The organism is Roseovarius sp. PS-C2, from assembly GCF_018862045.1.
Lineage (GTDB): Bacteria > Pseudomonadota > Alphaproteobacteria > Rhodobacterales > Rhodobacteraceae > Roseovarius.
On record NZ_JAHKSQ010000007.1, the window covers coordinates 81,037 to 103,408 of the forward strand.

Below are 22,372 nucleotides of genomic sequence, written 5' to 3' on the forward strand. Positions count from 1 at the left end.
AACCTGGCACCCAGATCCCCGGAGGCATGACATGCTGATCCTGACCTGCCCCTGCTGCGGTGTGACCGCGGAAGAAACGGAATTCCACGGCGGCGGCGAAGCGCATATCAAACGCTTCGGCCCCGGTTCGAGCGACGAGGATTTCCACGGCTACCTGTTCGAGAAGGTGAACCCCAAGGGCGTGCATTTCGAACGCTGGCGCCATGCCAACGGTTGCGGCAAGTGGTTCCATGCCGCCCGTTGCACTGTCACGCTTGAGGTGTTCGGCACCTACCGCGCGCAAACCACGGAGCCCCCGCAGGATATCAAGGACAAAATCTCGGCCAAGCGGCCGGGCTGGAGCTGGAGAGAGTTCGCATGAGCACACGTCTGGCCAATGGCGGCCGTCTTCTGAACAAGGGACGGGCGCTGGATTTCACCTTCAATGGTAAACGCTTCAAGGGGGTCGAGGGCGATACTCTGGCCTCGGCGCTGCTGGCCAACGACCAGATGATGGTCGGGCGGTCGTTCAAGTATCACCGCCCGCGCGGCATCGTCGCCAGTGGCGGGGAAGAATCCAACGCACTTGTGGGCCTTGGCGAGGATGCCAAATTTGAACCCAACCAGCGGGTTACCACGACCGAGCTGTTCGACGGGCTGACCTGTACCAGTCAGAACCACTGGCCCAGCCTCGAATTCGACATCGGCGCCGTGAACTCGAAACTGGCGCGCTTCCTGCCGGCGGGTTTCTATTACAAGACGTTCATGTTCCCGCGCCCGTTCTGGAAGCACATCTACGAGCCGTTCATTCGCCAGTCCGCAGGCTTGGGCAAGGCGCCGCGTGATCGCGATCAGGACAGCTATGAGCATTTCTATGCATTCTTCGATGTCGTCGTGATCGGTGGCGGCGTGGCAGGACTGCAGACGGCGAAGGCTGCAGGGCAGGCGGGCGCCAAGGTGCTGTTGATGGAGCAAACCCCCCATTGGGGTGGGCGCACGCCGGTCGACGGCGGTACGATTGACGGCCAGCCTGTGGATAACTTCGTGGATCAAATCGTTTCCGAACTGGAGACAATGGAGAATGTCACCCTGCGCGCCCGCATGATGGGCTCGGGTGTCTATGACCACGGTTATGTTCTGGGCTACGAGCGGGTGAGCGATCATCAGCCCGGCGCCAAGGGCCCGCGTCATCGCCTGTGGCGCATCCGCGCGGGGCAGATCGTGACGGCGACCGGGGCCATTGAGCGCCCGATCAGCTTTGCCGGAAACGATGTTCCGGGGGTCATGCTGGCCTCGGCGGTGCGTGACTATGCGGTGAATTATGGCGTGTCCGTGGGGGACCGTACCGTTGTCGTAACCAACAATGACGACGCCTATCGCACTGCAATCACCCTTAAAAAGCTGGGCCTTGACGTTCCGGTGATCGTCGATGCCCGCGCCGGTGGCGGTGGGGCTCTGGCCGGTGAGGCCGCGGCTCTTGGCATTCGCGTCGAAAACGGCAAGGGAATCGCCAGGGTCAAGGGCGGCAAACGGGTCGAGGGCGTGGAAATCTGCGCCCAGGCTGGCGAAGGCGCGGCGCTGGAACTGATCAAATGCGATGCGGTCGCCATGTCGGGCGGCTGGTCGCCGGTGGTGCACCTGTGGTCGCATTGCGGTGGTAAGCTGTTGTGGGACGACGAAAATGCCATGTTCCGCCCCGATGGGGATAAAGCTCCGACCGGGGCCGACGGCAAGCGGTTCGTGATCCCTGCAGGATCGGCCGACGGACATCTCGATCTGGCCACGGTGTTGGAAAATGCCGATGCTGCAGGCAAGGCCGCAGCGGAGGCGACGGGCCATGCGCGCGGTAAGGCCGAGGCGCCAAGCGCCACACCCGAAACCGAGGCTCCGATCGAAGCCGTCTGGATGATGCCGCAGGGTGCAAACATCAAACTGCGCATGAAGGCCTGGCTGGATTACCAGAACGACGTGAAGGTCAGCGACGTGCAACTGGCCGCGCGCGAGGGGTATGAATCGGTCGAGCACGCCAAGCGCTATACGACGCTTGGCATGGCAACGGATCAGGGCAAGCTGAGCAACATCAACGGTCTGGCGATCCTGTCGGATTCGCTGAGCCAGCCGATCCCGCAGACGGGTACCACCACCTTCCGCCCGCCTTACACGCCGATTTCACTGGCTTCGATTGCCGGTGAGGCGCGCAATGAAACCTTCCAGCCGCTTCGCAAGACGCCGATGCATGCCTGGCACGAGGAAAACGGCGCCTATTGGGAGCCGGTGGGCGCTTGGCGCAGGCCCTATTGCTATCAGAAGCCGGGTGAAACCATCGAAGAGGCCCTGCATCGCGAGATCACGCAGACCCGTGACAGCCTCGGGATGCTGGACGCCTCGACCCTCGGCAAGATCATCGTCAAGGGCCCGGATGCCGGCAGGTTCATGGACATGCTCTATACGAACATGATGTCCACGCTGAAGCCTGGCCGCTGCCGCTATGGCCTGATGTGCAACGAAAACGGGTTCCTGATGGACGACGGCGTCGTCGCGCGTCTGGATGAGGACACGTTCCTGTGCCACACGACCACCGGCGGGGCCGAGAATATCCACGGCCACATGGAAGAATGGTTGCAGACCGAGTGGTGGGACTGGAAGGTTTACACCGCCAATGTGACCGAACAGTACGCCCAGATCGGCGTTGTCGGTCCCAAGTCGCGCAAGGTGCTTGAGAAGCTGACCGATGACGATATCGGCGGCGATGCCCTGAGCTTCATGGGTTGGAAAGAGATCACCCTGACGGGGGGCATCCCCGCGCGTGTGTTCCGCATCTCGTTTGCCGGTGAACTGTCCTTCGAACTCGCGGTTCCCGCCTCGCGCGGTCGCGAACTGTGGGACAAGCTGATGGAGGCTGGGGTCGAATTCAACGTCACCCCGTACGGCACCGAGGCGATGCACATCATGCGCGCCGAGAAGGGCTTTATCATGATCGGGGACGAGACCGATGGCACGGTGATCCCGCAGGATCTGGGTATGCAGTGGGCGATCTCGAAGAAGAAAGAGGATTACCTCGGCAAACGCGCTCAGGAGCGCAGCCACATGACCGATCCGACCCGCTGGAAACTGGTGGGGCTGGAAACGCTGGACGGCAGCACATTGCCCGATGGCGCCTATGCCACCGCCGACGGAACCAATGCCAACGGTCAGCGCAATGTGCAGGGGCGGGTGACCTCGACCTACCATTCGCCGACCCTGGGCCGGGGTATCGCGATGGGGCTGGTCCTGAACGGGCCGGATCGGATGGGCGATGTTCTGGACTTCCCCAAGGTGGACGGAACCGTGATCAAGGCGAAAATCGTCGAACCCATCTTCTATGACAAGGACGGGGAGAAGCAGAATGTCTGACGCAGTCAGCGCACTGAAAGGGGCCTCCTTCGACGGGATCGTCTCGGTCGAGGAAATGGGCCTGCAAGGCATGATCACCCTGCGCGGCGATCTGGCCTCGTCCGAGGTGGAAAAGGCGGTCAAGGATGTGACCGGCCTGTCGGTGCCCGAACAAGGGCACATCGCGGGTGAGGGTGGCAAATGGGTGGCGTGGATGTCACCCGATGAATTGCTGCTGGTCGTCGCTTATGACAGCGTGAGAGACACCGAGGCATCCCTGCGCGATGCGCTCTCGAAGGTGCAACATCTGGCGGTCAATGTTTCGGACGCGCGGGCCATGTTCCGCTTGTCGGGGAATGGTGCACTTGTGCGTGAAGCGATTGCCAAGCTTTGCCCGGTGGATATGAGTGCTGAGGCCTTTGCCCCCGGTCAATTCCGCCGCTCGCGTATGGCACAGGTGCCAGCCGCGATCTGGATGCCGGATGAGAGCAGCGTTCAGATCGTCTGCTTCCGCTCGGTGGCGGAATATACGTTCAATCTGCTCAAAGGCGCTGCCGCACCAAGCAGCGAGGTCGGCTTCTTTTCCTGAGAGTTTTGCGCGGAAATATGTGGCAGCCCCTTGACCTTGCCGGTCCGGGGCTACCATGTAGTCAAACGTAATTGCTCTAACGAACAGGGGACCTGACATGGCATTCGAACTTCCCGATCTGCCCTATGCCCACGACGCGCTGGCCGCGTCCGGCATGTCACAAGAAACGCTGGAATACCACCACGACATTCACCACAAGGCCTATGTGGACAATGGCAACAATGCCATTGCCGGGACCGAGTGGGAAGGCAAGTCCGTCGAGGACATCGTCAAAGGCACCTATCAGGCGGGCGCCGTGGCACAGAACGGCATTTTCAACAACGCCTCGCAGCACTGGAATCACAGCCAGTTCTGGGAAATGATGGCGCCCGGTGGCACCGGCATGCCCGGTGAGCTGGAAAAAGCCCTGACCGACAGCTTCGGCTCGGTCGACAAGTTCAAGGAAGAATTCGCTGCCGCAGGCGCGGGTCAGTTCGGCTCGGGCTGGGCCTGGCTGGTCAAGGATACCGACGGTGGTCTCAAGGTGACCAAGACCGAAAACGGCGTGAACCCGCTGTGCTTCGGTCAGACCGCTCTGCTGGGCTGCGACGTGTGGGAGCATTCCTACTACATCGACTTCCGCAACAAGCGCCCGGTGTATCTGCAGAATTTCCTGGATAACCTCGTGAACTGGGAAAACGTCGCCTCGCGGCTATAAGCCGCGCGCATTTCCCAATCAGGTATCGGCCCCGCGCAGAGTGATCTGCGCGGGGTTTTTTCGTGTGTTATTGATCATCGCCTTTTAAGATCATGGGGCCATAATTACGTGAAAGATATTGCAACGCAGAAGGAGGATGACAAATGACCGAATTGGCACATGGCGCATGGGTTCTGGTGGCCGATGGCGAAAAGGCCCTGTTTCTGGAAAACGTTACCGACGGGCAAGACCCGTTCCTGCGCGTGATTCGCCTGGAAAGTCAGGACAACCCACCGCATGGCGAACAGGTCAGCGACCGTCCGGGCCGCATGCCGGATACGGGAGAGGGGCATCGCTCGGCGATGCAGGAGGCAGACTGGCATATGCTGGCCAAGGATCGGTTCGCATCGGAGTTGTCGGATATCCTCTATCGTCTGGCGGGGCGCGGGGCGTTTGACAAACTCGTGCTGGTGGCACCTCCGAAAACGCTTGGGGCTTTGCGAGACGGATTGCACAAGGAAGTACGTGCACGTGTCGTGGCCGAGGTGGACAAGGACATGACGAACCACCCGGTGCCGAAAATCGAAACCCTGCTCAAGGCGGCCCTTGCGGCTGGCTAGAGGCTGTAACCGTTCTTTTTCGCCCTTGTCATTGCTCTGTGGTTGCGCCAGCACTGGTGCATCATCCGAAAACGCGTATCGGGCAGGGCGGGCATGGCATGAACGAGTCGATCAAAGGGGTGGCGGCGCTGATCGCCTGTTGCACGATCTGGGGTCTGTGCGGCCTGTATTACAAGCTGCTGTCACATGTCCCGCCGATCGAGATCCTGGCGCATCGTACGCTTTGGTCCTTGCTGTTTTTCATGATCGTGTTGCTGGTGCAAGGCAGACTCGGGCTGGTGCGGCAGGCGCTTTCCGCGCGTCGCTCGGCACTTCTGATCGCGTTGGCTGCACTGATGATTTCGTGCAACTGGTTCGTTTTCATCACCTCGATCCTGATTGGCAAGGCCACCGAGGCATCGCTCGGATACTACATTTTTCCGCTGGTTTCGGTGGTTCTGGGCATGATCGTGTTTGGCGAAAGACTGGACCGGGCGCAGGTGCTGGCCGTGGGGTTGGCCGCCGCTGCGGTGATCACGCTGACCGTGGGCCTCGGGGTCGCACCTTGGATATCGCTGATCCTCGCCTTCAGCTTCGGCTTCTACGGATTGGTCAAGAAAGGACTGAGCGTCGGGCCGGTCGTGTCCGTTACGACCGAGGTTTTGCTGCTGTCCCCGATTGCATTGGCGGTTCTCTGGGTGATGCATTCCAGTGAAACGGGCGGTGCTTTCGGGGTTTCATGGCGCGACAATGCACTTCTGGCGTTTTCCGGCATCCTGACCGGGTTGCCGTTAGTGTTGTTCAGTTACGGTGCGCGCCGGGTGCGGTTGGGCACGGTGGGGCTGGTGCAATACCTGAACCCGACATTGCAATTCCTTGTCGCGACGCTGATCTTCCAAGAGGCCTTCAGCCTTTGGTACGCGGTGGCCTTCGGAATGATCTGGACCGCCCTGGCAATCTATTCCACCGCCAGTTGGCGTCAGGACAGGGCCGCGCGCAGGGCTATGGAAAGTTCCTGAACGCCGCTGACCGTTCGAATGAAATCGCGCAGGCTGTCAGCGGCAAAGCCCTCGGCGATCACATGGTCGATCAGCCCGGTAAGCGGCGTCCAGTAGCCTTCTGTATTCAAAAGAAAAATGGGTTTCCGGTGCAGGCCCAGCTGACGCCATGTCAGAACCTCGAAAAACTCGTCCAGAGAACCGGCCCCGCCGGGCAGAACCACGATCGCGTCCGAGTTCATGAACATCACCTTTTTGCGCTCATGCATGTTTTCGGTAACGACAAAGCGGCTGAGGTCGCGTTTGCCGACTTCGCGCTGTATCAGATGTACCGGGATCACTCCGAAAGTGTCGCCCCCGGCCTCTTGCGCAGCTCTGGCAGTGGCCCCCATCAGCCCGACATCGCCCGCGCCATAGACCAGCCGCCACCCCTGATCCGCCAGCATCCGCCCCAGTTCCGTGGCTGCGGCGCGATAGGCGGGGCGGTTGCCGTCGCGTGAGCCGCAAAAGACACAAACCGAGCGCATGGTCATGGAAATGGTCCTGTTTCTCAAAGGGTTGTTTTGACCACTGATACCGCTGTTGCTATGGTCCGGCAACCACGCACATAGGGTGCGGGCATGTCGGGGGGATGGCATGAGCAAATCGCCAGGGATGATCGGTGGACCCGTGATTGCAGCCGGTGTGGCATCGGTTGTCATTGCCATTGGTGCCGCTCTGTATGTATCGGGGGTGTTGATCCCGGATGCGCAACCTGAAGTTCAGGCAGTGGCCAAGGCCGAAAGCGATACAGGGACGATGGTCCAAGCTGCTGATCAGACGGCGGAAAAGGCTGATAGCGCCCCCCCGGAAGCCCCTGCAGATGTCACCCCTCCTGCCACGCCCGAACCGCCCGGCATCAGTTCTTTCCGGCTGGAGCCGGATGGCCGCATGCTGGTGGCAGGCCGTGCGCAGCCGGGCTGGGACATCTCCATCCTGCTGGATGGTCAGAGCCTGAAAACGCTGATCCCCGATGCGGGCGGTGAATTTGTCGAATTCCTGACGCTGGAAACGAGCCAAGAGCCAAGAGTTCTGTCTCTGTCGATGCATTCTCCGCAAACCGGCGAGGATATCGTTTCGGCCGACGAAATCATCATTGCACCTGGGACAACCGCGCCTCCGGAGAACGAGGCGGAGGTATCACAACAGGATATCGCAGACGTGCCGGACGACGAGCCGGCGCAAACCGTGCTTTTGTCGGACGAAAGCGGTGTGCGCGTACTGCAGGCCCCCCGGCCCGAGGATGCCGTGCCCGAAGTCATGTCCAGCGTCGCCCTGGATGCGATCACCTATTCCGATGCCGGGGAAGTGGCCCTGTCGGGTCGTGCGCAAGGCGGCGGATTTATCCGCGTCTATCTGAACAATGAGCCGATCAGCTCCTCGCGGACCGCACCGGGGGGGCAGTGGCATACCGAACTGCCCGACGTGGACAGCGGCGTTTACACTCTGCGCGTCGACGAACTGGATGATCAGGGCAACGTGACGTCGCGCGTCGAAACACCGTTCAAGCGCGAAGCACAGCATCTTGTGGCGGATGCCGGCGCACCCTCTCGGTCCGTGCGTGCCGTAACGGTCCAACCGGGCAATACCTTGTGGGAAATCTCACGCGAACGGTATGGCGAGGGGCCAATGTATGTCCGTATCTTCGAGGCCAACCGTGATCGCATCCGCGATCCCGACCTGATCTATCCCGGTCAGGTCTTTACCGTGCCGCACCCGGAATAGTGCCGGACGAACCGGGCGTTTCTGCCGGAACCTGTTGATATCACAAGGCGGTGGGCTGGTGTTTCGGTGTGGTGAGCCCTAAGTGAGGGACAGTTTTCTGAAATGGACCCCCTTTCATGCGCCGCCGCACCCTGACGACCACTGAAATGCCTGCAAATGGGTGGGCAACGATCCGCCGTGTGGCGCCCTATCTCTGGCCGGATGGGCAGGGATGGGTAAAACGCCGCGTCGTACTGGCGTTGCTGGCGCTGGTTGTCGCCAAGCTGGTCGCGGTGGGAACGCCGTTTTTCTACAAGGCAGCGGTCGATGCATTGGCGGGCGAAGGTGATACAGCGGCCTGGATGCTGGCCTATGGTGCGGTCGGCCTGACTGTGGCCTATGGCATGGCGCGGCTGATGAATGTGGGATTTCAGCAGTTGCGCGACGTGATTTTCGCCCGCGTGGCGCAACGCGCCCTGCGGCAACTGGCGCTCGAAACCTTCACGCATATCCACCGGATGTCCTTGCGCTACCACATCACGCGCAAGACCGGTGGGTTGAGCCGCATCATCGAACGCGGAGTCAAGGGCGTGGAATTCCTGCTGCGCTTCCTGCTGTTTTCCATCGGACCGCTGGTGCTCGAGCTGCTGCTTATCGGTATCGTCTTATGGACGCTGTTCGATTTCTGGTATCTGGCCGTGGTTGTCGGGGTGATTGCGGCATACGTGGCCTTTACCTTCAAGGTCACCGAGTGGCGTGTGAAGCTGCGCAAGCAGATGAACGATCAGGATACCGACGCCAACCAAAAGGCGATAGACAGTCTTCTGAATTTCGAAACGGTCAAGTATTTCGGAGCCGAAAAACGTGAGGCCGACCGTTATGATGCGGCGATGGCGGGGTATGAAAGCGCGGCCTTGCAGACCTCCTATTCGCTGGCGTTCCTGAATTTCGGTCAATCGGTGCTGATCACTGGCGGCTTGGTTGCGGTGATGGTGATGGCCGCCATCGGGGTGCAGAATGGCGCCATGACGGTGGGCGATTTCGTCATGGTCAATGCCTACATGATCCAGATCACCATGCCGCTGAACTTTTTGGGCACGGTTTACCGCGAGATACGACAATCCCTCGTCGATATGGGGGAAATGTTCGGTTTGTTGGAGCAAGTGCCCGATGTCGAGGATAAATTTCAAGCGAAGGTTCTAAATGTACAAGGCGCCAAGGTGGTCCTGCGCGACGTTTTCTTTGGCTACGACCCTGCGCGCCCCATCCTCAAAGGAGTTTCGCTGACTGTGCCTGCCGGGCAGACGGTGGCGGTGGTCGGCCCGTCGGGATCGGGGAAATCCACCATCGGGCGGCTATTGTTCCGCTTTTACGATGTGCAGGAAGGTGCGGTGCTGATCGACGGGCAGGACGTGCGCGATGTGACACAGGATAGCCTGCACGCCGCGATCGGCGTGGTGCCTCAGGATACGGTGCTTTTCAACGATACGGTCGGCTACAACATTGCCTATGGCCGTGATGGTGCGACCCGCGCCGAGGTGGAGGAGGCTGCGAAAGCTGCGCAGATCCATGACTTCATCATGGGCTTGCCCGATGGGTACGACACGCAGGTGGGGGAACGGGGGTTGAAATTGTCGGGGGGCGAAAAACAGCGCGTCGGCATCGCGCGTACCCTGCTGAAAAACCCGCCGATCCTGTTGCTGGACGAAGCGACCAGTGCCCTCGATACCGAAACCGAGCGCGATATTCAGGGCGCGCTGAAACGGGCCGGGCAGGGGCGCACGGTGATCACCATCGCGCACCGCCTGTCCACTGTCGCCGATGCCGACCGTATCGTGGTGCTGGAAGATGGCCGCATTGTCGAGGAAGGTACGCATACGGAACTGCTGGCGCGGCAAGGGCGTTATGCCAGTCTTTGGCAGCGCCAGCAGGCGGAAGAGGCCGCATGAGCCGAAAGAACTATCCCGAAACGCCGGACGGGCGGTATTTCGTGTCCAAGGGTCGGCTGTGGCGAAAAACCGATCCATCCCTGCCAGACGGCGAACGCCGGGCGGCGATCAAGACGCTGATGCAGGCACGGCGCGCGGTTCAGACCGCCCAAACGCCCGAGGCCGAATGCGCAGCGCGCGATGCCGTGGACGCGGCCAAGCGCAGGTTGGGCGAACGTGGCCCGGTCTGGTGGAACGACGGTGCGCCCGACGAAGGTGGGCGACATCCCGCGAACAGCAGCTATGCCGCGTGGTGGGCCTCGCTGGATAAGTCCCGCCGGGAGTATGGCGAAGGCGGGTAATCGTTTTGACGCGAGCGATTACTCGGCGGCGCGCAGCGGTTTGCCATTGTCGTCACGGGCGTCGACCACGCGCTTGATGTCATTCGCTTCGGGCCGCGCGGCGTCTTCGTCTTCATACTCGCCCGCCTGTTCTTCCGGCCACAGCAGTTCGGGGGCATGCACTTTTCGGGCGGCATTCTGCAGCGCCCAGTCCTGTGCGGCGCGGCTGGCGCGGCCCATCGACAGCGCGGCCAGGGCCCGCGCGGTCCATTGCACATAGGTGCCGGCCCAGATTCTCAACGCCAGCATCGACGGCGTAAACACCAGCGTCAGCATCGTGGCGATGCCCAGACCGAACACCACGGCGGTCGCCAGTTGTTTCCACCACAATGCCGTGGGCGAATTGAACGAGTAACCACCATTGACGAAATCGAGGCTGAGGCCGAACATCATCGGCGCAAGGCCCGCCATTGTGGTGATGGTGGTCAACAGAACGGGACGAATGCGCGCTTCGGCGGTACGTGTGATGGCCTCGATCCGCGGCATGTAGCGGCTGAATTCCTGATAGGTGTCGATCAGCACGATGTTGTTGTTCACCACGATCCCGGCAAGCGCGACGATACCGGTGCCTGTCATGATGATCGAAAACGGCTGGCCCATCACAAGCATCCCGATCAGCACGCCGGTGGTGGACAACACCACCGCCAACAGCACCAGGACGGCATTATAGACGCTGTTGAACTGCGCCAGCAGGATGATGAACATCAGCCCCAGTGCCCCGGCAAATGCCTGTTGCAGGAAGGCCCCGGATTCGGCCTGATCTTCCTGATCGCCGGTCCATTCGTAATCGACGCTGTCGGGCAACACGCCGCTGTCGAGCCATTCGGTCAGGTGTGCGATGCGCTCATTCGCGGTAACGGGCACCTCGGAGCGTGCGCCGCCGTCGGCGGCAACGGTCGTCGTCAATCCGTCCACGACACCTGCTTTGATGTCGAAATAGCGGGTCTGGTCCACGCGGTCGATCTGCGCCAGCTTGGCCACCGGTTTGCGCGTGATGAAATTGGACAGCGGCACCAGGCCATCCTGTGTGCGCACCTTGAGCGCATCAAGCGTGGACAGCACACGATCCTCTTTCGGTAGGCGCACACGGATGTCGATTTCCTCGTCCGAAGAGGGTACGCGCATCGTGTCCAGAAGAATGCCGCGGGTCACCAGCTGCACCATCGCCCCCACGGTCGCCACGTCGGCGCCATAGCGCCCGGCCTTTTCCACATCCACGTCGATCTGCCAGTCGATGCCGGGTAGGGGCAGGGTATCTTCGATTTGCTTCAGGCCGAACGTGGTCTCGAACTTTTCGCGCGCCAGACGCGTGGCGTCTTGCAGGTCTTGCCAGTTGTCGCCTTTCAGCCGCAGGTGCACCGGTTTGGCCGAGGCCGGACCGCGTGCCTGAGCAAGGATTTCCACCTTGGTGCCGGGTAACTGCTCCAGTTGCGCGGTCAGTTCGTCGATGATCGTGTCGCCGTCATATGCCTCGGCACTGACCGCGCGGGTAACTTCGTAATCCAGCACCGGAATGGTGAACCAGGTTTCCCGGCCTTGCGGGCGGTTCTCCCACGGGATGGTTTCCAGTTGAACCTGCCCGATCGTGTCCAGCGGGGCCTCGGCGCCTCCGGTATTGTTGGTCAGCCCGCCCTCGCCGGCAAAGGCAAACACGGTCTCGACGCCGGGATGCTGCATCGCGATCCGTTCGGCTCGCGCAACCAGGGCATCCTTTTGCTCGATCGACAGGTTGCCGCGGCCACGTACATAGATAATGGCCTGTTCCGGCTCGGATTCGACGAAGAACTCGGTGCCCTTGTTGTTGTTCATGTAGAAGATCAGGACAGATCCGACGAGAACAAAGACGAAGCCGAAGGTCACCAGCGGCATCACCGGATTACCCGAAATCGCATGGATCACCCGACCGAACGGGGTGCGGTGATGCCCGGCTTTTACACGGCCCTCACGGTGGGGCATCGCGCGGTTCTTGAGCCAGCCAATGCCATGCTGCGCGCGTTTTCCAAGGGCCATCAGGCCCAGCAGAAGCGCAACCACCGATGCCACGCCCGCCGATGCCAGGACCGCTACGCCAAGCAAAAGGACGAAGACTGATAACAGAGTGGGAATCACCGAGGCCAGAATACGCCCGGCTTCCATTTGCGCGAACTGTTCGGAGACCTGTGCCAACACGACCGGTGCAAGGCTGCCCACCAGCATCAGCGCCGCGACAGCCACGGGAAACAGCAGCAGGTGCCATAGCCAGAAGCCGCCTGCGATCTGCTCGGTCCGGGTGTTGAACCAACGTTCAAGCCGTCCGGTGACGCCGCCCATGACCGGCAAATAGACCAGCGCGACCAACAGAGATGCCGACAAGACGAAGATCAGTGTGACAGGCAGCATGCCCATGAATTGCCCCGGGATGCCGGGCCAGAACAGCATCGGCAAAAAGGCACAAAGCGTTGTCGCGGTCGAACTGACGACCGGCCAGAACATCCGCTTGGCGGCCTCTACATAGGCGTGCATCGGGCCTTCGCCCTCTGCGATGCGCTTGTCGGCATATTCCACGACGACGATCGCCCCGTCCACCAGCATGCCGACGGCCAGGATCAGACCGAACATCACGATATTCGATATCGACACGTCCATGATCGCCAACAGGGCAAAGCACAGCAGGAACGACGTGGGGATCGCGAACCCCACCAGCAATGCGGGCCGGATGCCGAGCGCCGCCAGCGTGACGATCATCACAAGGGCAATGGCGGTCAGGACCGAGCCCTCAAGCTGTTTGACCATAGATTCGACCGTGCGCGACTGGTCGTTCGAGGTGCCCACCGTCACGGCGGCGCGCAACTCGTCAGGCCAACCGGCGCGGGCTTTCTCGACGGTTTCGCGCACAAGGCTGGCGGTTTCGATGATGTTGAAACCTTTGCGTTTGACCACCTGCAAGGCCACCGTTTTTTCACCGTTGAATCTTGCGGTGCCAAGGCGGTCTTCGAAGGTCAGGTTGATGCGCGCAAGATCGCCAAGGGTCACTACACGATCGCCATTGATCTTGACCGGCAAGTCATAGATGTCACGCGCTTCATCGAAGCTGGAGGGAATCTTGACCGAAAATGCGCCCGAGGCGGTCTCGACCTCGCCTGCCGCAATCAACAGGTTGTTGTTGCGCACCACGTTGATCAACTCGTTCGCGGTGACGTTATAGGCCTCCAGCCTGAGCGGGTCGATCACCACCTCGACCATCTCGTCGCGATTGCCCGCGATCCCGGCCTCCAGAACCGGTTCCAGCCCTTCCAGATCGTCCTGAAGATCCTTGGCCAGCCGCGCCATGGTGCGTTCCGGCACATCGCCCGACAGGTTCACGATGATGATCGGGAACTCGCTGAAATTGATCTCGTTGATCGTGTATTTTTCGGCGCCTTCGGGAAACTTGGCTTCGGCGGCGTTCATTGCATCGCGCGTATCGGCCATGATCTTGGTCTTGTCCCAGCCGAACTCGAACTCCAGAGCCACACCTGCATAGTTCTCGGCGGCAGTACCGGACATGGTCTTGAGCCCGTCGAGATCGCTCAACTCGGTCTCCATGACCTTGACCAGCAGCTTTTCGCTATCCTCGGCGGAAATGCCGGGGAAGGGGACCGAGACGAAAAGCGCCGGAATCTCGATATCCGGCTCGCCTTCTTTCGGCAGGCTGATATAGGCTAGGCTGCCCGCCAGGATCGACAGGACGATAAAGGCGACGACCATCCGCGCGCGGGCGGCGGCCCAGTCGACGATGCCGGTCATTGGCCAAGCTCCTGATAGCTGGGCACGACGTGAACGCCATCGGTAACGTATTCCTGTCCGATAATGATGATATCGGCCTGTTCCGGCAGGCCGGACAGCCATACACCGTTCGGTGTGTCGCGCAGCAGGGTCACGGGTGCAAAGACGGCCAGATCATCCTCCCCGACCAGGCGCACCCCAAGCGTGCCTTCGTCGTTCAGGGTCAAGGCTGACTGTGGTAACAGATGTGCCTTTGCACCGTCGGCGGAAATCACGATTTCCGCGGTCTGGCCATCGCGCAGGGTCAGGTCGGGGTTCGGCACCTGGATTTCGACCCGGAACGTGCGCGTTGTCTGGTCTGCCTGCCGCGACAGGAAGGTGACCTTGCCCTGTATGTCACCACCCGAAGCCAGCCGCGCGCCCGCGACGGCGCCGATTTCGACGCGATCCACCTCGATTTCCGGTACGAACCCGACCAGTTGGATCGGGTCCAGTTGAATGACCGTCGCACAGAGCGCGCCGGGTTGCAGAAGGCTGCCCAACTCGGCTGTATCGCTTTCCAGAAGACCGGAGAACGGGGCGCTGATCGTGAGCCGTTCAATTTCCTTTTCGGCGGCATCCACGCCAGCCTGCGCCGAATCTATCTGCGCGCGCGCGGTTTCCAATCCGGTGCGGGCCGCTTCCACCGTCGCCTCGGCCGAACGCAAAGCCGCCTTGGTCGAAGCCGCGCGTGTTTGCGATGCGAAACCTTCTTCGGACAGGCGGGTGGCGGCGTTGTCGTTGATCCGCGCCTCTTCCAGCCGTGATTGGGCTTCTTCTACACGTGCCCTGGCTTCGGGGATGCTGGCGCGCGCCGCCGACAGTCGCGATTTTGCTTCGGCCAGGGCAGACTCGCGCGTGCCGGGATCAAGCTGGCAGAGCGGTTGACCGCGCTCGACGAAAGCCCCTTTGCGCAAGGGGTCGGAAACAACCTGCCCCGAGGTCTCGGCACGCAACTCCACCTGCCGGAAGGCCTCGGTCTGACCGCGCAGGATCACGGCGCTGTCGATGGTGCGGGCGGTGGATTGAACGGCAACGACCCCGACGGGCTTCCCGGTTTTGTCGTCCGTATCTTCCGAGGATTGAGCCTGCGCGGTTTCGCTTTGCGTGTCCGCAGGGTCCGGAGATGCACCTGTCAGCCTGTCCCGTTCGAACACGAACACGTAGATCAGGATCGAAACCAAGATTGCTGCCAGGATGGGGAAAAGTCGCATCAGATAACCTTTAATCACGGTCCGAGGGCCGGCTTGCCTTGGACATTTGAACGATTCCGCGGTTCGTCAAGGCTGTATATGCGTGAACTGACCAGTTTAGATTACCCTGTTGCGTGTTTCCGGGCAAGATGGGCTGTTTGTGCCACACTAGGATCAGCGGCTTATGTCGCAGCGTGGCTTCGAGACGCGGGTGAACATGGCGTATATTGTTTTAAAGGTCAGGTGCGTGACATGACAACGGCCCCTTGGCAGGCAGGGGCCGACGCGATAAGAGGAGGGTCAAACGCAGGGGATATCGAGCGTGAGCGATACAGACAGTTTCATCGAAGAGGTCACCGAAGAGGTTCGCCGCGACCGGTTGTTCGCGCTGATGCGGCGCTATGGCTGGATTGCGGTTCTGGCGGTCATCCTGATCGTCGGCGGCACCGCCTGGAACGAATGGCGCAAGGCACAGGATCGTGCACAGGCCGAGGCGTTCGGTGATGCCATTCTCGGGGCGCTCGAGGCCGGGGACCGCGCGGCGCGCGCGAGCGCTCTTTCGGATATTGACGCACCCAATCAGGGCGCCGGAGGGGTTCTGGACCTGCTGACCGCCGCCGAACAAACCGCCGGTAGCCCGCAAGAGGCGGCGGCGCGGTTGTTGTCGCTGGCCGATAGCGAGGCGATCGACCCGGTCTATCGCCAGATTGCAACGCTCAAGGCCGTCGCCTTGCCGGAGTCGGGGCTCGGCGTCGATGAGCGTCGCAGCCGGTTGCAGGGGCTCGCCATGGCCAACGGGCTGACGCGGCTTCTGGCCGAGGAACAACTGGCCATGATCGACGTTGAAACGGGTGACAGCGCCGCAGCGCTGGAGCGTCTGACGGCTATCGTAAAGGATGCCGAGGCAACGGCGAGCTTGCGTCGCCGGGCGACACAAGTGATTGTGGCCTTGGGGGGCGAGTTGCCGGACACCGGACAAGGCGGGTAAGGTGCCGCCACCGGGCCTGTGGTGGCTTGGTAGAAAGCGTTAACTTGGGGGGCTTCGGCTTTGAAACCAAACGGGATTATTCTGGGGCTTGCGGCGGCTTTGGCGCTGACGGCCTGCTCGAAGGAAGAAGCGATCCTCCAGGGTGAGCGGGAAGGGCTTCGGGATGTCCTGTCCCAGCCGCAGGCGCCGGATGAAGAACAGGCCGCAACGCAAGACCACAGCCAGCCTATCGCCCTGGTCGCCACACGTAACAATCCGGCATGGCCGCAGGCCGCCAGTACGCCGGGCACCCGCACCGCGCATCCCGCTCTGTCGGCCGCGCCGCAACGGGTGTGGTCCACGTCGATTGGGGCCGGCGATGGCCGCAGGACGCGTATCACCGCCGATCCGGTCGTGGCCGACGGGCGTATCTTCACGCTGGATGCCCAATCGCGCGTCAGCGCCGTGTCAATCAATGGCGAGCAACTCTGGACGCATGATCTGGTGCCGCCCAACGATTCCGCCAAGGACGCAACGGGCGGCGGTTTGGCATATGGAGATGGAACGCTGTACGTATCCTCCGGTTTCGGTCTGATGACCGCACTGGATGCCGCGACAGGGGCCGAAAAATGGCAGCAGAACCTGCGCGCCACGGGCTCGGGCAATCCGACCGTTGTCGGCGACCTGGTCTATCTGGTGGCAGGCGACGAGATCGCATGGGCCCTGGATACCGACACGGGCCGCATCCGCTGGCAATTGTCGGCCACACCCAACATTCATAACGTGATGGGCGGTCCTGCTCCGGCCGTATCGGAAAAATATGTCGTGTTTGCCTTTGGCTCGGGCGAGGTGCAGGGCGCATTCCGCAAGGGCGGTCTGCGTTTGTGGGATTCGCAGGTGGCCGGTCAGCGCGATGGATATGCGACCGCGCGGGTGGGTGACATCACCGGCGATCCGATGATTGATGGCGAGCGTGTCTATGTCGGTAGCCATTCGGGGCGCACGGTGGCGCTCGGTCTGGCCAATGGCGAACGCTTGTGGACCTCCGACGAAGGCTCGCTCAACCCGGTCTGGCCTGCGGGTGATTCGGTGTTTCTGGTGTCGGATCGCAATGAACTGATCCGCTTGTCCTCCGAAGATGGCAGCCGGATCTGGGGCACGAAACTGCCGTTTTTCACCAAGGACAAGCCGCGCAAACAGGCCGAGATTTACGCCCATCACGGGCCGATTCTGGCAGGTGGCAACCTGATCATCGCTTCGGGCGACGGATTCCTTCGCTTTTTCGATCCGGTGTCGGGCCAATTGACCCGGCGCGTCGAACTGCCCGGAGGCGCCACCACCAACCCGGTCGTGGCCGGGGGCACACTGTATGTCGTGTCGCGCAAAGGGGAATTGCACGCTTTCCGTTGAGCGCGCGATGCTGTAACAGGGCGGCTTGATCCGCTCCGGAGCCAGAAAGATGAGTTTCACCCTTGCCATCGTGGGCCGCCCGAACGTGGGCAAGTCCACGCTGTTCAATCGCCTTGTCGGCAAACGCCTGGCCTTGGTCGATGACCAACCCGGCGTCACCCGTGACCTGCGCGAAGGCGAGGCGCGGCTTGGCGATCTGCGTTTTACCGTGATCGACACGGCCGGTCTGGAAGAAGCCACCGACGAATCTCTTCAGGGCCGGATGCGCAAGCTGACCGAGCGGGCCGTGGACATGGCCGATATCTGCCTGTTCCTGATCGACGCCCGCGCCGGGGTGACACCCACGGACGAGGTTTTTGCCGACATCCTGCGTAAACGGGCCCGCCACGTGATCCTTGCGGCAAACAAGGCCGAGGGCAGTGCCGCCGATGCCGGGGTGTATGAATCCTACGGTCTTGGTCTGGGTGAGCCTGTCCGCCTGTCCGCCGAACATGGCGAGGGCATGAACGAGCTTTATTCACACCTCATGCCCCTGGCGGATGAGTTCGAGAAACGCGCCGCTGCCGAGGCCCCGGAAACCGAGGTCATCCTGAATGAAGAGGGCGAGGCCGAAGACCCCGACGCCGTGCGTCAGCCGACACCCGAGCGCCCGATGCAAGTAGCCGTGGTGGGCCGCCCCAATGCGGGCAAATCCACGCTGATCAACTGCATTCTGGGCGAAGATCGCCTTCTGACCGGCCCCGAGGCCGGAATCACCCGCGATGCCATTTCCCTGCAACTCGACTGGGATGGCCTGCCGGTGCGAATTTTCGACACTGCCGGAATGCGCAAGAAGTCGCGCGTGCAGGACAAGGTGGAAAAGCTGTCGGTCTCGGATGGTCTGCGCGCGGTGAAATTCGCCGAGGTTGTCGTGGTCCTGCTGGATGCTGCGATTCCGTTCGAGCAACAAGACCTGCGTATCGCCGACCTGGCCGAGCGCGAGGGGCGTGCCGTGGTCGTTGCCGTGAACAAATGGGACATCGAGGACCAAAAGCAGCAAAAACTGCGCGATCTGCGCGAGGCGTTCGAGCGTCTTTTGCCGCAATTGCGCGGCGCGCCGTTGGTCACCGTATCGGCCAAAACGGGCAAGGGGCTGGACCGCCTGAAAGCGGCTGTCGAAAAAGCCTATGATGTCTGGAACCGCCGCGTGACCACCGCGCAGCTCAACCGCTGGCTGGCCGGCATGGTCGAGGCGCACCCACCCCCCGCACCGGGCGGGCGGCGGATCAAGCTGCGCTACATGACACAGGCCAAGACGCGCCCGCCGCATTTCGTGGTCATGTGCTCGCATCCCGACAAGCTGCCGGACAGCTATTCGCGCTACCTGATCAACGGGTTGCGTGAGGATTTCGATATGCCCGGCACTCCGATCCGGCTGCATATGCGCTCGCAATCCGACAAGAACCCCTACAAGAGCAAGAAGAAATCAACGCCCTCGCGGCTGCGCAAACATATCCACGGCAAGGGCAATCCTCCGAAATAGCACTGCTCTGACAGGGTGGAATTCGGAATTCCGCTAACCACACCGGCATGGCCGGTATGGGTTTTCCGCGTTTCATGCGTCTGGTGTGCTATAGTCGGCGCACCGCGCAATGCCGTATGAGCCGTTTTTTTCGCCATGACCGGCACGGTGTCGCACCAATTTTACAGCAAGGATTATTGTCCGGCTCAAATGGTTTCGGTCACGATACACACGCACAACGTGAGATGGCGTCATGACGATTCGGGAATTCACCCGTGCTTATACGGGCAAAAGCGATACTCTGGGCGGACTGTCCCTGCTGGCCACATTGGGCGTTTATGGTGGGGCGCTGACGCTGGCGGCGGACTCTGTTGACCGATGGGCCTTGGTTTGCGCGCTGATCGTGCTGTTGGCCTTCGCTTCGGTGCGGCTTTACGTGCTGCAGCATGATTGCGGACATTACGCGCTGTTTGCCACGAAAGGGCTGAACGATCTGGCGGGCCATGTCCTGTCGGTGTTTTCACTGACACCTTATCGGGTCATGCAGCACAATCATAACCTGCACCATGCCTATCTGGGCAATCTCGATCACCGTGAAACCACCGAAGTCTATACAATGACACTGGCCGAATGGCAGGCGGCGTCTTGGTGGCGGCGGTTGTGGTATAGGCTGTATCGCAACCCGGTGCTGATGCTGGGGCTTGGTGGGATTTATGCCTATTTCATCGCCTATCGCTGGCCGGCCAACACGCTCAAGGTCGGCACCGGAGGCGTGATCGCCCACAACATTGCCCTGGCTGTCTATATCTGGCTGGTCTGGCGGGCGCTTGGGGCGCCGGGCCTGATCGTGCTTGGAGCAAGCGCAGTGTTGGCCGGGGCCATCGGCGTGTTTCTGGTCTATCTCCAGCACAATTTCGAAGACACCTATTGGGATCGCAAACCCGATCTGGATTTTCGCCGTGCGACGCTGGAGGGCTCAAGTTCGCTCGATCTAGGCTGGTTGTGGGATCTGGGCACCGGCAACATCGCCTATCACGACCTGCACCACTTTAACCCCGGTATCCCATCCTATCGGCTGCGCCGCTGCCAGAAAGAGATGCCCGAAGAGCTTCGTACCCATGACGTGATCCGCTGGCCCGAAGCGCTGGCCAGTTTCCGGCTGAAGCTATGGGACGAGGATTGCCAGAAGCTGGTGCCATTCCCGCACGAGGGTGAAGGGCAGGGTGCCGTTCCCGCCGGATAACTTTGTGTCAAACCGGAAAGGGGGCCGTCGGCCCCCGTCGTCGCTGGCGGTCCGTCAGAGGGGGGGGGCGCTCGTTCGGGGCTGAAAACGATCCTCACCCCCGAAGATACTTTGAAACTGCAAGAAGAAGAGCGCGAGGTCAGGCCAGCGTGCCGTCGGCTTGCAGAACGGTCTTGCCGCGCAGGTAGGGATGCAGCGCCTCGGGCAGTTTGACCGAGCCATCGGCCTGTTGGCCGTTTTCCAGCACCGCGATCAGGCAACGACCAACGGCCAGCCCCGACCCGTTCAGCGTATGCACGAATTGCGGCTTGCCGCCGCCTTCAGGTTTGAACCGGGCGTTCATGCGTCGCGCCTGGAAATCGCCGCAGACCGAAACCGAGCTGATCTCGCGATAGGTGTTTTGGCCAGGCAGCCAGACCTCGATATCATGGGTGCGGCGCGCGCCAAACCCCATGTCGCCGGTGCACAGCACGATGGTGCGATAGGGCAGGCCCAGCTTTTCCATAATACCCTGCGCGCAACCGGTCATGCGATCCAGTTCGGCGCGCGAGTGGTCTGGATGGGTGATCGACACCATTTCGACCTTTTCGAACTGGTGCTGGCGCAACATACCCGAGGTATCCTTGCCCGCGCTGCCCGCTTCCGAGCGGAAGCATTGCGTATGGGCGGCATAGCGGCGTGGTAGATAGGATTCATCGACCGTTTCGCCGTTCACGAGATTGGTCAGCGTGACCTCGGCCGTGGGCACCAGCCACCAGCCATTGGTGGTCCGATAGCTGTCTTCGCCGAACTTGGGCAGTTGCCCCGTCCCGTACATCATGTCTTCGCGCACCAGAACCGGGGTCCAGGTTTCCAGCAGACCGTTTTCCTCGACATGGGTGTCCAGCATGAACTGCGCCAAGGCCCGGTGGATGCGCACCACGCCCCCCGACAACACCACAAAGCGCGAGCCGCTGAGTTTCGCGGCGGCCTCGAAATCCATCCCCGGTTTCACGCCTTCGATCTCGAAGTGCTCCTTGGGGGTGAAGTCGAACTCGGCGGGGCTGCCCCAACGATGGATTTCGACATTGTCGTCCTCGTCCTCACCGTCGGGAATGTCGTCCATCGGGAGATTGGGCAGGCCCATCAGCAGGTCGGTGAGTTGCTGATCCAACTCCTTGGCTTGGGTCTGCATCGCGGCGACCTCGGCCTTTTTCTCGCCAACGAGGGTGCGCAGGCGCTCGAACTCGGCCTCATCGCCCTTGGCCTTGGCCGCGCCGACCTCTTTGCTGGCCTTGTTCTGGTCGGATTGCGCGGTTTCGGCAGCGTGAATCTTGGCGCGCCGCGCCTCGTCGAGTTCGAGGATCGGAGCCGAGGCGTTTTCCACACCCCGCCGCGCCATGGCGGCGTCGAAAGCTGCGGGATTTTCACGGATGGCGCGGATGTCGTGCATGAGAATCGTCCTCGGCGCTTGGTTGCGGTCGTTTCGAGGCCTTATGCACCAGATTTTTTGCAAGGTGTAGGGTGGTTTGCGCCGAAGTCGCATGTCGGTGTTTCGCACCGACGAAATACCGACATCATACCGACGCGATACAGACACGGTGTTAGCGCCTTGCAAATGGTCTGCTCGGGTCATAGGTTCCGGCCAATTCGGCGGGGCCTCGTGGTGCCCCTTGTGATAAAGGACAAGACCCAGATGGAAGCCTTCGGACAGTTCATTCCCCTCATTCTGATCTTCGCGATCATGTATTTCCTGCTGATCCGCCCTCAGCAAAAACGCCTCAAGGACCATAAGGCCATGGTCGAGGCCCTGCGCCGCGGTGATCAGGTGGTCACCCAGGGCGGGCTGATCGGCAAGGTCTCCAAGGTCAAGGACGGCGACGAGGTCGAGGTTGAACTGAACGAAGGCGTGAAGGTGCGGGTTGTCAAATCGACCATCGCGCAAGTGCTGAACAAGACCGAACCGGCGGAAGGCTGATTTCGCCCGACCGCTCTGACAAGACCCGGCAAT

18 protein-coding genes are annotated in these 22,372 nt (G+C 61.5%); 14 read left to right on the top strand and 4 right to left on the bottom strand.

What is annotated here, in order from left to right; translation table 11 throughout:
- The first annotated feature begins 31 nt into the window (after positions 1 to 31).
- The 6 genes from KPG71_RS14430 to rarD all read left to right on the top strand — a co-directional run bounded on the left by KPG71_RS14430 (position 32) and on the right by rarD (position 6,234).
- Entirely contained in the window at positions 32 to 361 is a 330-nt protein-coding gene (locus KPG71_RS14430) for a sarcosine oxidase subunit delta (RefSeq protein ID WP_216338703.1), read from the top strand.
- Positions 358 to 3,372: a sarcosine oxidase subunit alpha family protein gene (locus tag KPG71_RS14435; RefSeq protein ID WP_216338704.1), complete on the top strand. Its 3,015-nt coding sequence runs from the start codon at positions 358 to 360 to the stop codon at positions 3,370 to 3,372. The genes KPG71_RS14430 and KPG71_RS14435 overlap by 4 nt, the downstream gene beginning before the upstream one ends.
- Entirely contained in the window at positions 3,365 to 3,940 is a 576-nt protein-coding gene (locus KPG71_RS14440) for a sarcosine oxidase subunit gamma (protein WP_216338705.1), read from the top strand. The genes KPG71_RS14435 and KPG71_RS14440 overlap by 8 nt, the downstream gene beginning before the upstream one ends.
- 97 nt (positions 3,941 to 4,037) lie before the next feature.
- Positions 4,038 to 4,637: a superoxide dismutase gene (locus KPG71_RS14445; protein ID WP_216338706.1), complete on the top strand. Its 600-nt coding sequence runs from the start codon at positions 4,038 to 4,040 to the stop codon at positions 4,635 to 4,637.
- 143 nt (positions 4,638 to 4,780) lie between these two features.
- The gene (locus tag KPG71_RS14450; RefSeq protein ID WP_216338707.1) at positions 4,781 to 5,236 is read left to right on the top strand and encodes a host attachment family protein; all 456 of its coding nucleotides are present in this window, start codon (positions 4,781 to 4,783) and stop codon (positions 5,234 to 5,236) included.
- A 98-nt stretch (positions 5,237 to 5,334) separates the two neighbouring features.
- Positions 5,335 to 6,234: an EamA family transporter RarD gene (rarD, locus tag KPG71_RS14455; protein WP_216338708.1), complete on the top strand. Its 900-nt coding sequence runs from the start codon at positions 5,335 to 5,337 to the stop codon at positions 6,232 to 6,234.
- On the opposite strand, the gene KPG71_RS14460 is transcribed toward rarD, so the two are convergent.
- On the bottom strand, positions 6,195 to 6,746 hold the full coding sequence (locus KPG71_RS14460) for a TIGR00730 family Rossman fold protein (RefSeq protein ID WP_216338709.1): 552 nt from the start codon (positions 6,744 to 6,746) through the stop codon (positions 6,195 to 6,197). The genes rarD and KPG71_RS14460 overlap by 40 nt on opposite strands.
- Positions 6,747 to 6,849: 103 nt before the next feature.
- Between KPG71_RS14460 and KPG71_RS14465 the strand changes: the two genes are divergently transcribed.
- From KPG71_RS14465 to KPG71_RS14475, 3 genes are all read left to right on the top strand, one after another.
- Positions 6,850 to 7,977: a LysM peptidoglycan-binding domain-containing protein gene (locus KPG71_RS14465; protein WP_253196283.1), complete on the top strand. Its 1,128-nt coding sequence runs from the start codon at positions 6,850 to 6,852 to the stop codon at positions 7,975 to 7,977.
- A 116-nt stretch (positions 7,978 to 8,093) separates the two neighbouring features.
- Positions 8,094 to 9,905, top strand: a complete 1,812-nt coding sequence (locus KPG71_RS14470) for an ABC transporter ATP-binding protein/permease (RefSeq protein ID WP_216338710.1) — start codon at positions 8,094 to 8,096, stop codon at positions 9,903 to 9,905.
- Complete coding sequence (locus KPG71_RS14475; protein ID WP_216338711.1) at positions 9,902 to 10,246, top strand: hypothetical protein; 345 nt, start codon at positions 9,902 to 9,904, stop codon at positions 10,244 to 10,246. The genes KPG71_RS14470 and KPG71_RS14475 overlap by 4 nt, the downstream gene beginning before the upstream one ends.
- An 18-nt stretch (positions 10,247 to 10,264) precedes the next feature.
- Here KPG71_RS14475 and KPG71_RS14480 read toward each other — a convergent pair whose 3' ends face one another.
- Positions 10,265 to 14,050, bottom strand: a complete 3,786-nt coding sequence (locus KPG71_RS14480) for an efflux RND transporter permease subunit (protein ID WP_216338712.1) — start codon at positions 14,048 to 14,050, stop codon at positions 10,265 to 10,267.
- On the bottom strand, positions 14,047 to 15,282 hold the full coding sequence (locus KPG71_RS14485; RefSeq protein ID WP_216338713.1) for an efflux RND transporter periplasmic adaptor subunit: 1,236 nt from the start codon (positions 15,280 to 15,282) through the stop codon (positions 14,047 to 14,049). The genes KPG71_RS14480 and KPG71_RS14485 overlap by 4 nt, the downstream gene beginning before the upstream one ends.
- A gap of 301 nt (positions 15,283 to 15,583) precedes the next feature.
- Here KPG71_RS14485 and KPG71_RS14490 point away from each other — a divergent pair, with 301 nt between their 5' ends.
- From KPG71_RS14490 to KPG71_RS14505, 4 genes are all read left to right on the top strand, one after another.
- Positions 15,584 to 16,249: a tetratricopeptide repeat protein gene (locus KPG71_RS14490; RefSeq protein WP_216338714.1), complete on the top strand. Its 666-nt coding sequence runs from the start codon at positions 15,584 to 15,586 to the stop codon at positions 16,247 to 16,249.
- Between the two features lie 60 nt (positions 16,250 to 16,309).
- The gene (locus KPG71_RS14495; RefSeq protein WP_253196284.1) at positions 16,310 to 17,638 is read left to right on the top strand and encodes a PQQ-like beta-propeller repeat protein; all 1,329 of its coding nucleotides are present in this window, start codon (positions 16,310 to 16,312) and stop codon (positions 17,636 to 17,638) included.
- Positions 17,639 to 17,687: 49 nt separating this feature from the next.
- Positions 17,688 to 19,160, top strand: a complete 1,473-nt coding sequence (gene der / locus KPG71_RS14500; RefSeq protein WP_216338715.1) for a ribosome biogenesis GTPase Der — start codon at positions 17,688 to 17,690, stop codon at positions 19,158 to 19,160.
- A 232-nt stretch (positions 19,161 to 19,392) separates the two neighbouring features.
- Complete coding sequence (locus KPG71_RS14505) at positions 19,393 to 20,382, top strand: fatty acid desaturase (RefSeq protein ID WP_216338716.1); 990 nt, start codon at positions 19,393 to 19,395, stop codon at positions 20,380 to 20,382.
- 139 nt (positions 20,383 to 20,521) lie between these two features.
- On the opposite strand, the gene serS is transcribed toward KPG71_RS14505, so the two are convergent.
- Positions 20,522 to 21,814 (bottom strand): serine--tRNA ligase, encoded by a 1,293-nt coding sequence (gene serS / locus KPG71_RS14510; RefSeq protein ID WP_216338717.1) that lies wholly within the window; start codon positions 21,812 to 21,814, stop codon positions 20,522 to 20,524.
- A 243-nt stretch (positions 21,815 to 22,057) separates the two neighbouring features.
- Here serS and yajC point away from each other — a divergent pair, with 243 nt between their 5' ends.
- On the top strand, positions 22,058 to 22,339 hold the full coding sequence (gene yajC, locus KPG71_RS14515) for a preprotein translocase subunit YajC (RefSeq protein WP_216338824.1): 282 nt from the start codon (positions 22,058 to 22,060) through the stop codon (positions 22,337 to 22,339).
- Positions 22,340 to 22,372: the final 33 nt, after the last annotated feature.

What these genes read in the sequence shown, in the direction of transcription:
- KPG71_RS14430 (WP_216338703.1), top strand. Translation starts at nt 32, where the DNA reads ATGCTGATCCTGACCTGCCCCTGCTGCGGTGTGACCGCGGAAGAAACG.
- KPG71_RS14435 (WP_216338704.1), top strand. Translation starts at nt 358, where the DNA reads ATGAGCACACGTCTGGCCAATGGCGGCCGTCTTCTGAACAAGGGACGG.
- KPG71_RS14440 (WP_216338705.1), top strand. Translation starts at nt 3,365, where the DNA reads ATGTCTGACGCAGTCAGCGCACTGAAAGGGGCCTCCTTCGACGGGATC.
- KPG71_RS14445 (WP_216338706.1), top strand. Translation starts at nt 4,038, where the DNA reads ATGGCATTCGAACTTCCCGATCTGCCCTATGCCCACGACGCGCTGGCC.
- KPG71_RS14450 (WP_216338707.1), top strand. Translation starts at nt 4,781, where the DNA reads ATGACCGAATTGGCACATGGCGCATGGGTTCTGGTGGCCGATGGCGAA.
- rarD (WP_216338708.1), top strand. Translation starts at nt 5,335, where the DNA reads ATGAACGAGTCGATCAAAGGGGTGGCGGCGCTGATCGCCTGTTGCACG.
- KPG71_RS14460 (WP_216338709.1), bottom strand. Translation starts at nt 6,746, where the DNA reads ATGACCATGCGCTCGGTTTGTGTCTTTTGCGGCTCACGCGACGGCAAC.
- KPG71_RS14465 (WP_253196283.1), top strand. Translation starts at nt 6,850, where the DNA reads ATGAGCAAATCGCCAGGGATGATCGGTGGACCCGTGATTGCAGCCGGT.
- KPG71_RS14470 (WP_216338710.1), top strand. Translation starts at nt 8,094, where the DNA reads ATGCGCCGCCGCACCCTGACGACCACTGAAATGCCTGCAAATGGGTGG.
- KPG71_RS14475 (WP_216338711.1), top strand. Translation starts at nt 9,902, where the DNA reads ATGAGCCGAAAGAACTATCCCGAAACGCCGGACGGGCGGTATTTCGTG.
- KPG71_RS14480 (WP_216338712.1), bottom strand. Translation starts at nt 14,050, where the DNA reads ATGACCGGCATCGTCGACTGGGCCGCCGCCCGCGCGCGGATGGTCGTC.
- KPG71_RS14485 (WP_216338713.1), bottom strand. Translation starts at nt 15,282, where the DNA reads ATGCGACTTTTCCCCATCCTGGCAGCAATCTTGGTTTCGATCCTGATC.
- der (WP_216338715.1), top strand. Translation starts at nt 17,688, where the DNA reads ATGAGTTTCACCCTTGCCATCGTGGGCCGCCCGAACGTGGGCAAGTCC.
- KPG71_RS14505 (WP_216338716.1), top strand. Translation starts at nt 19,393, where the DNA reads ATGACGATTCGGGAATTCACCCGTGCTTATACGGGCAAAAGCGATACT.
- serS (WP_216338717.1), bottom strand. Translation starts at nt 21,814, where the DNA reads ATGCACGACATCCGCGCCATCCGTGAAAATCCCGCAGCTTTCGACGCC.
- yajC (WP_216338824.1), top strand. Translation starts at nt 22,058, where the DNA reads ATGGAAGCCTTCGGACAGTTCATTCCCCTCATTCTGATCTTCGCGATC.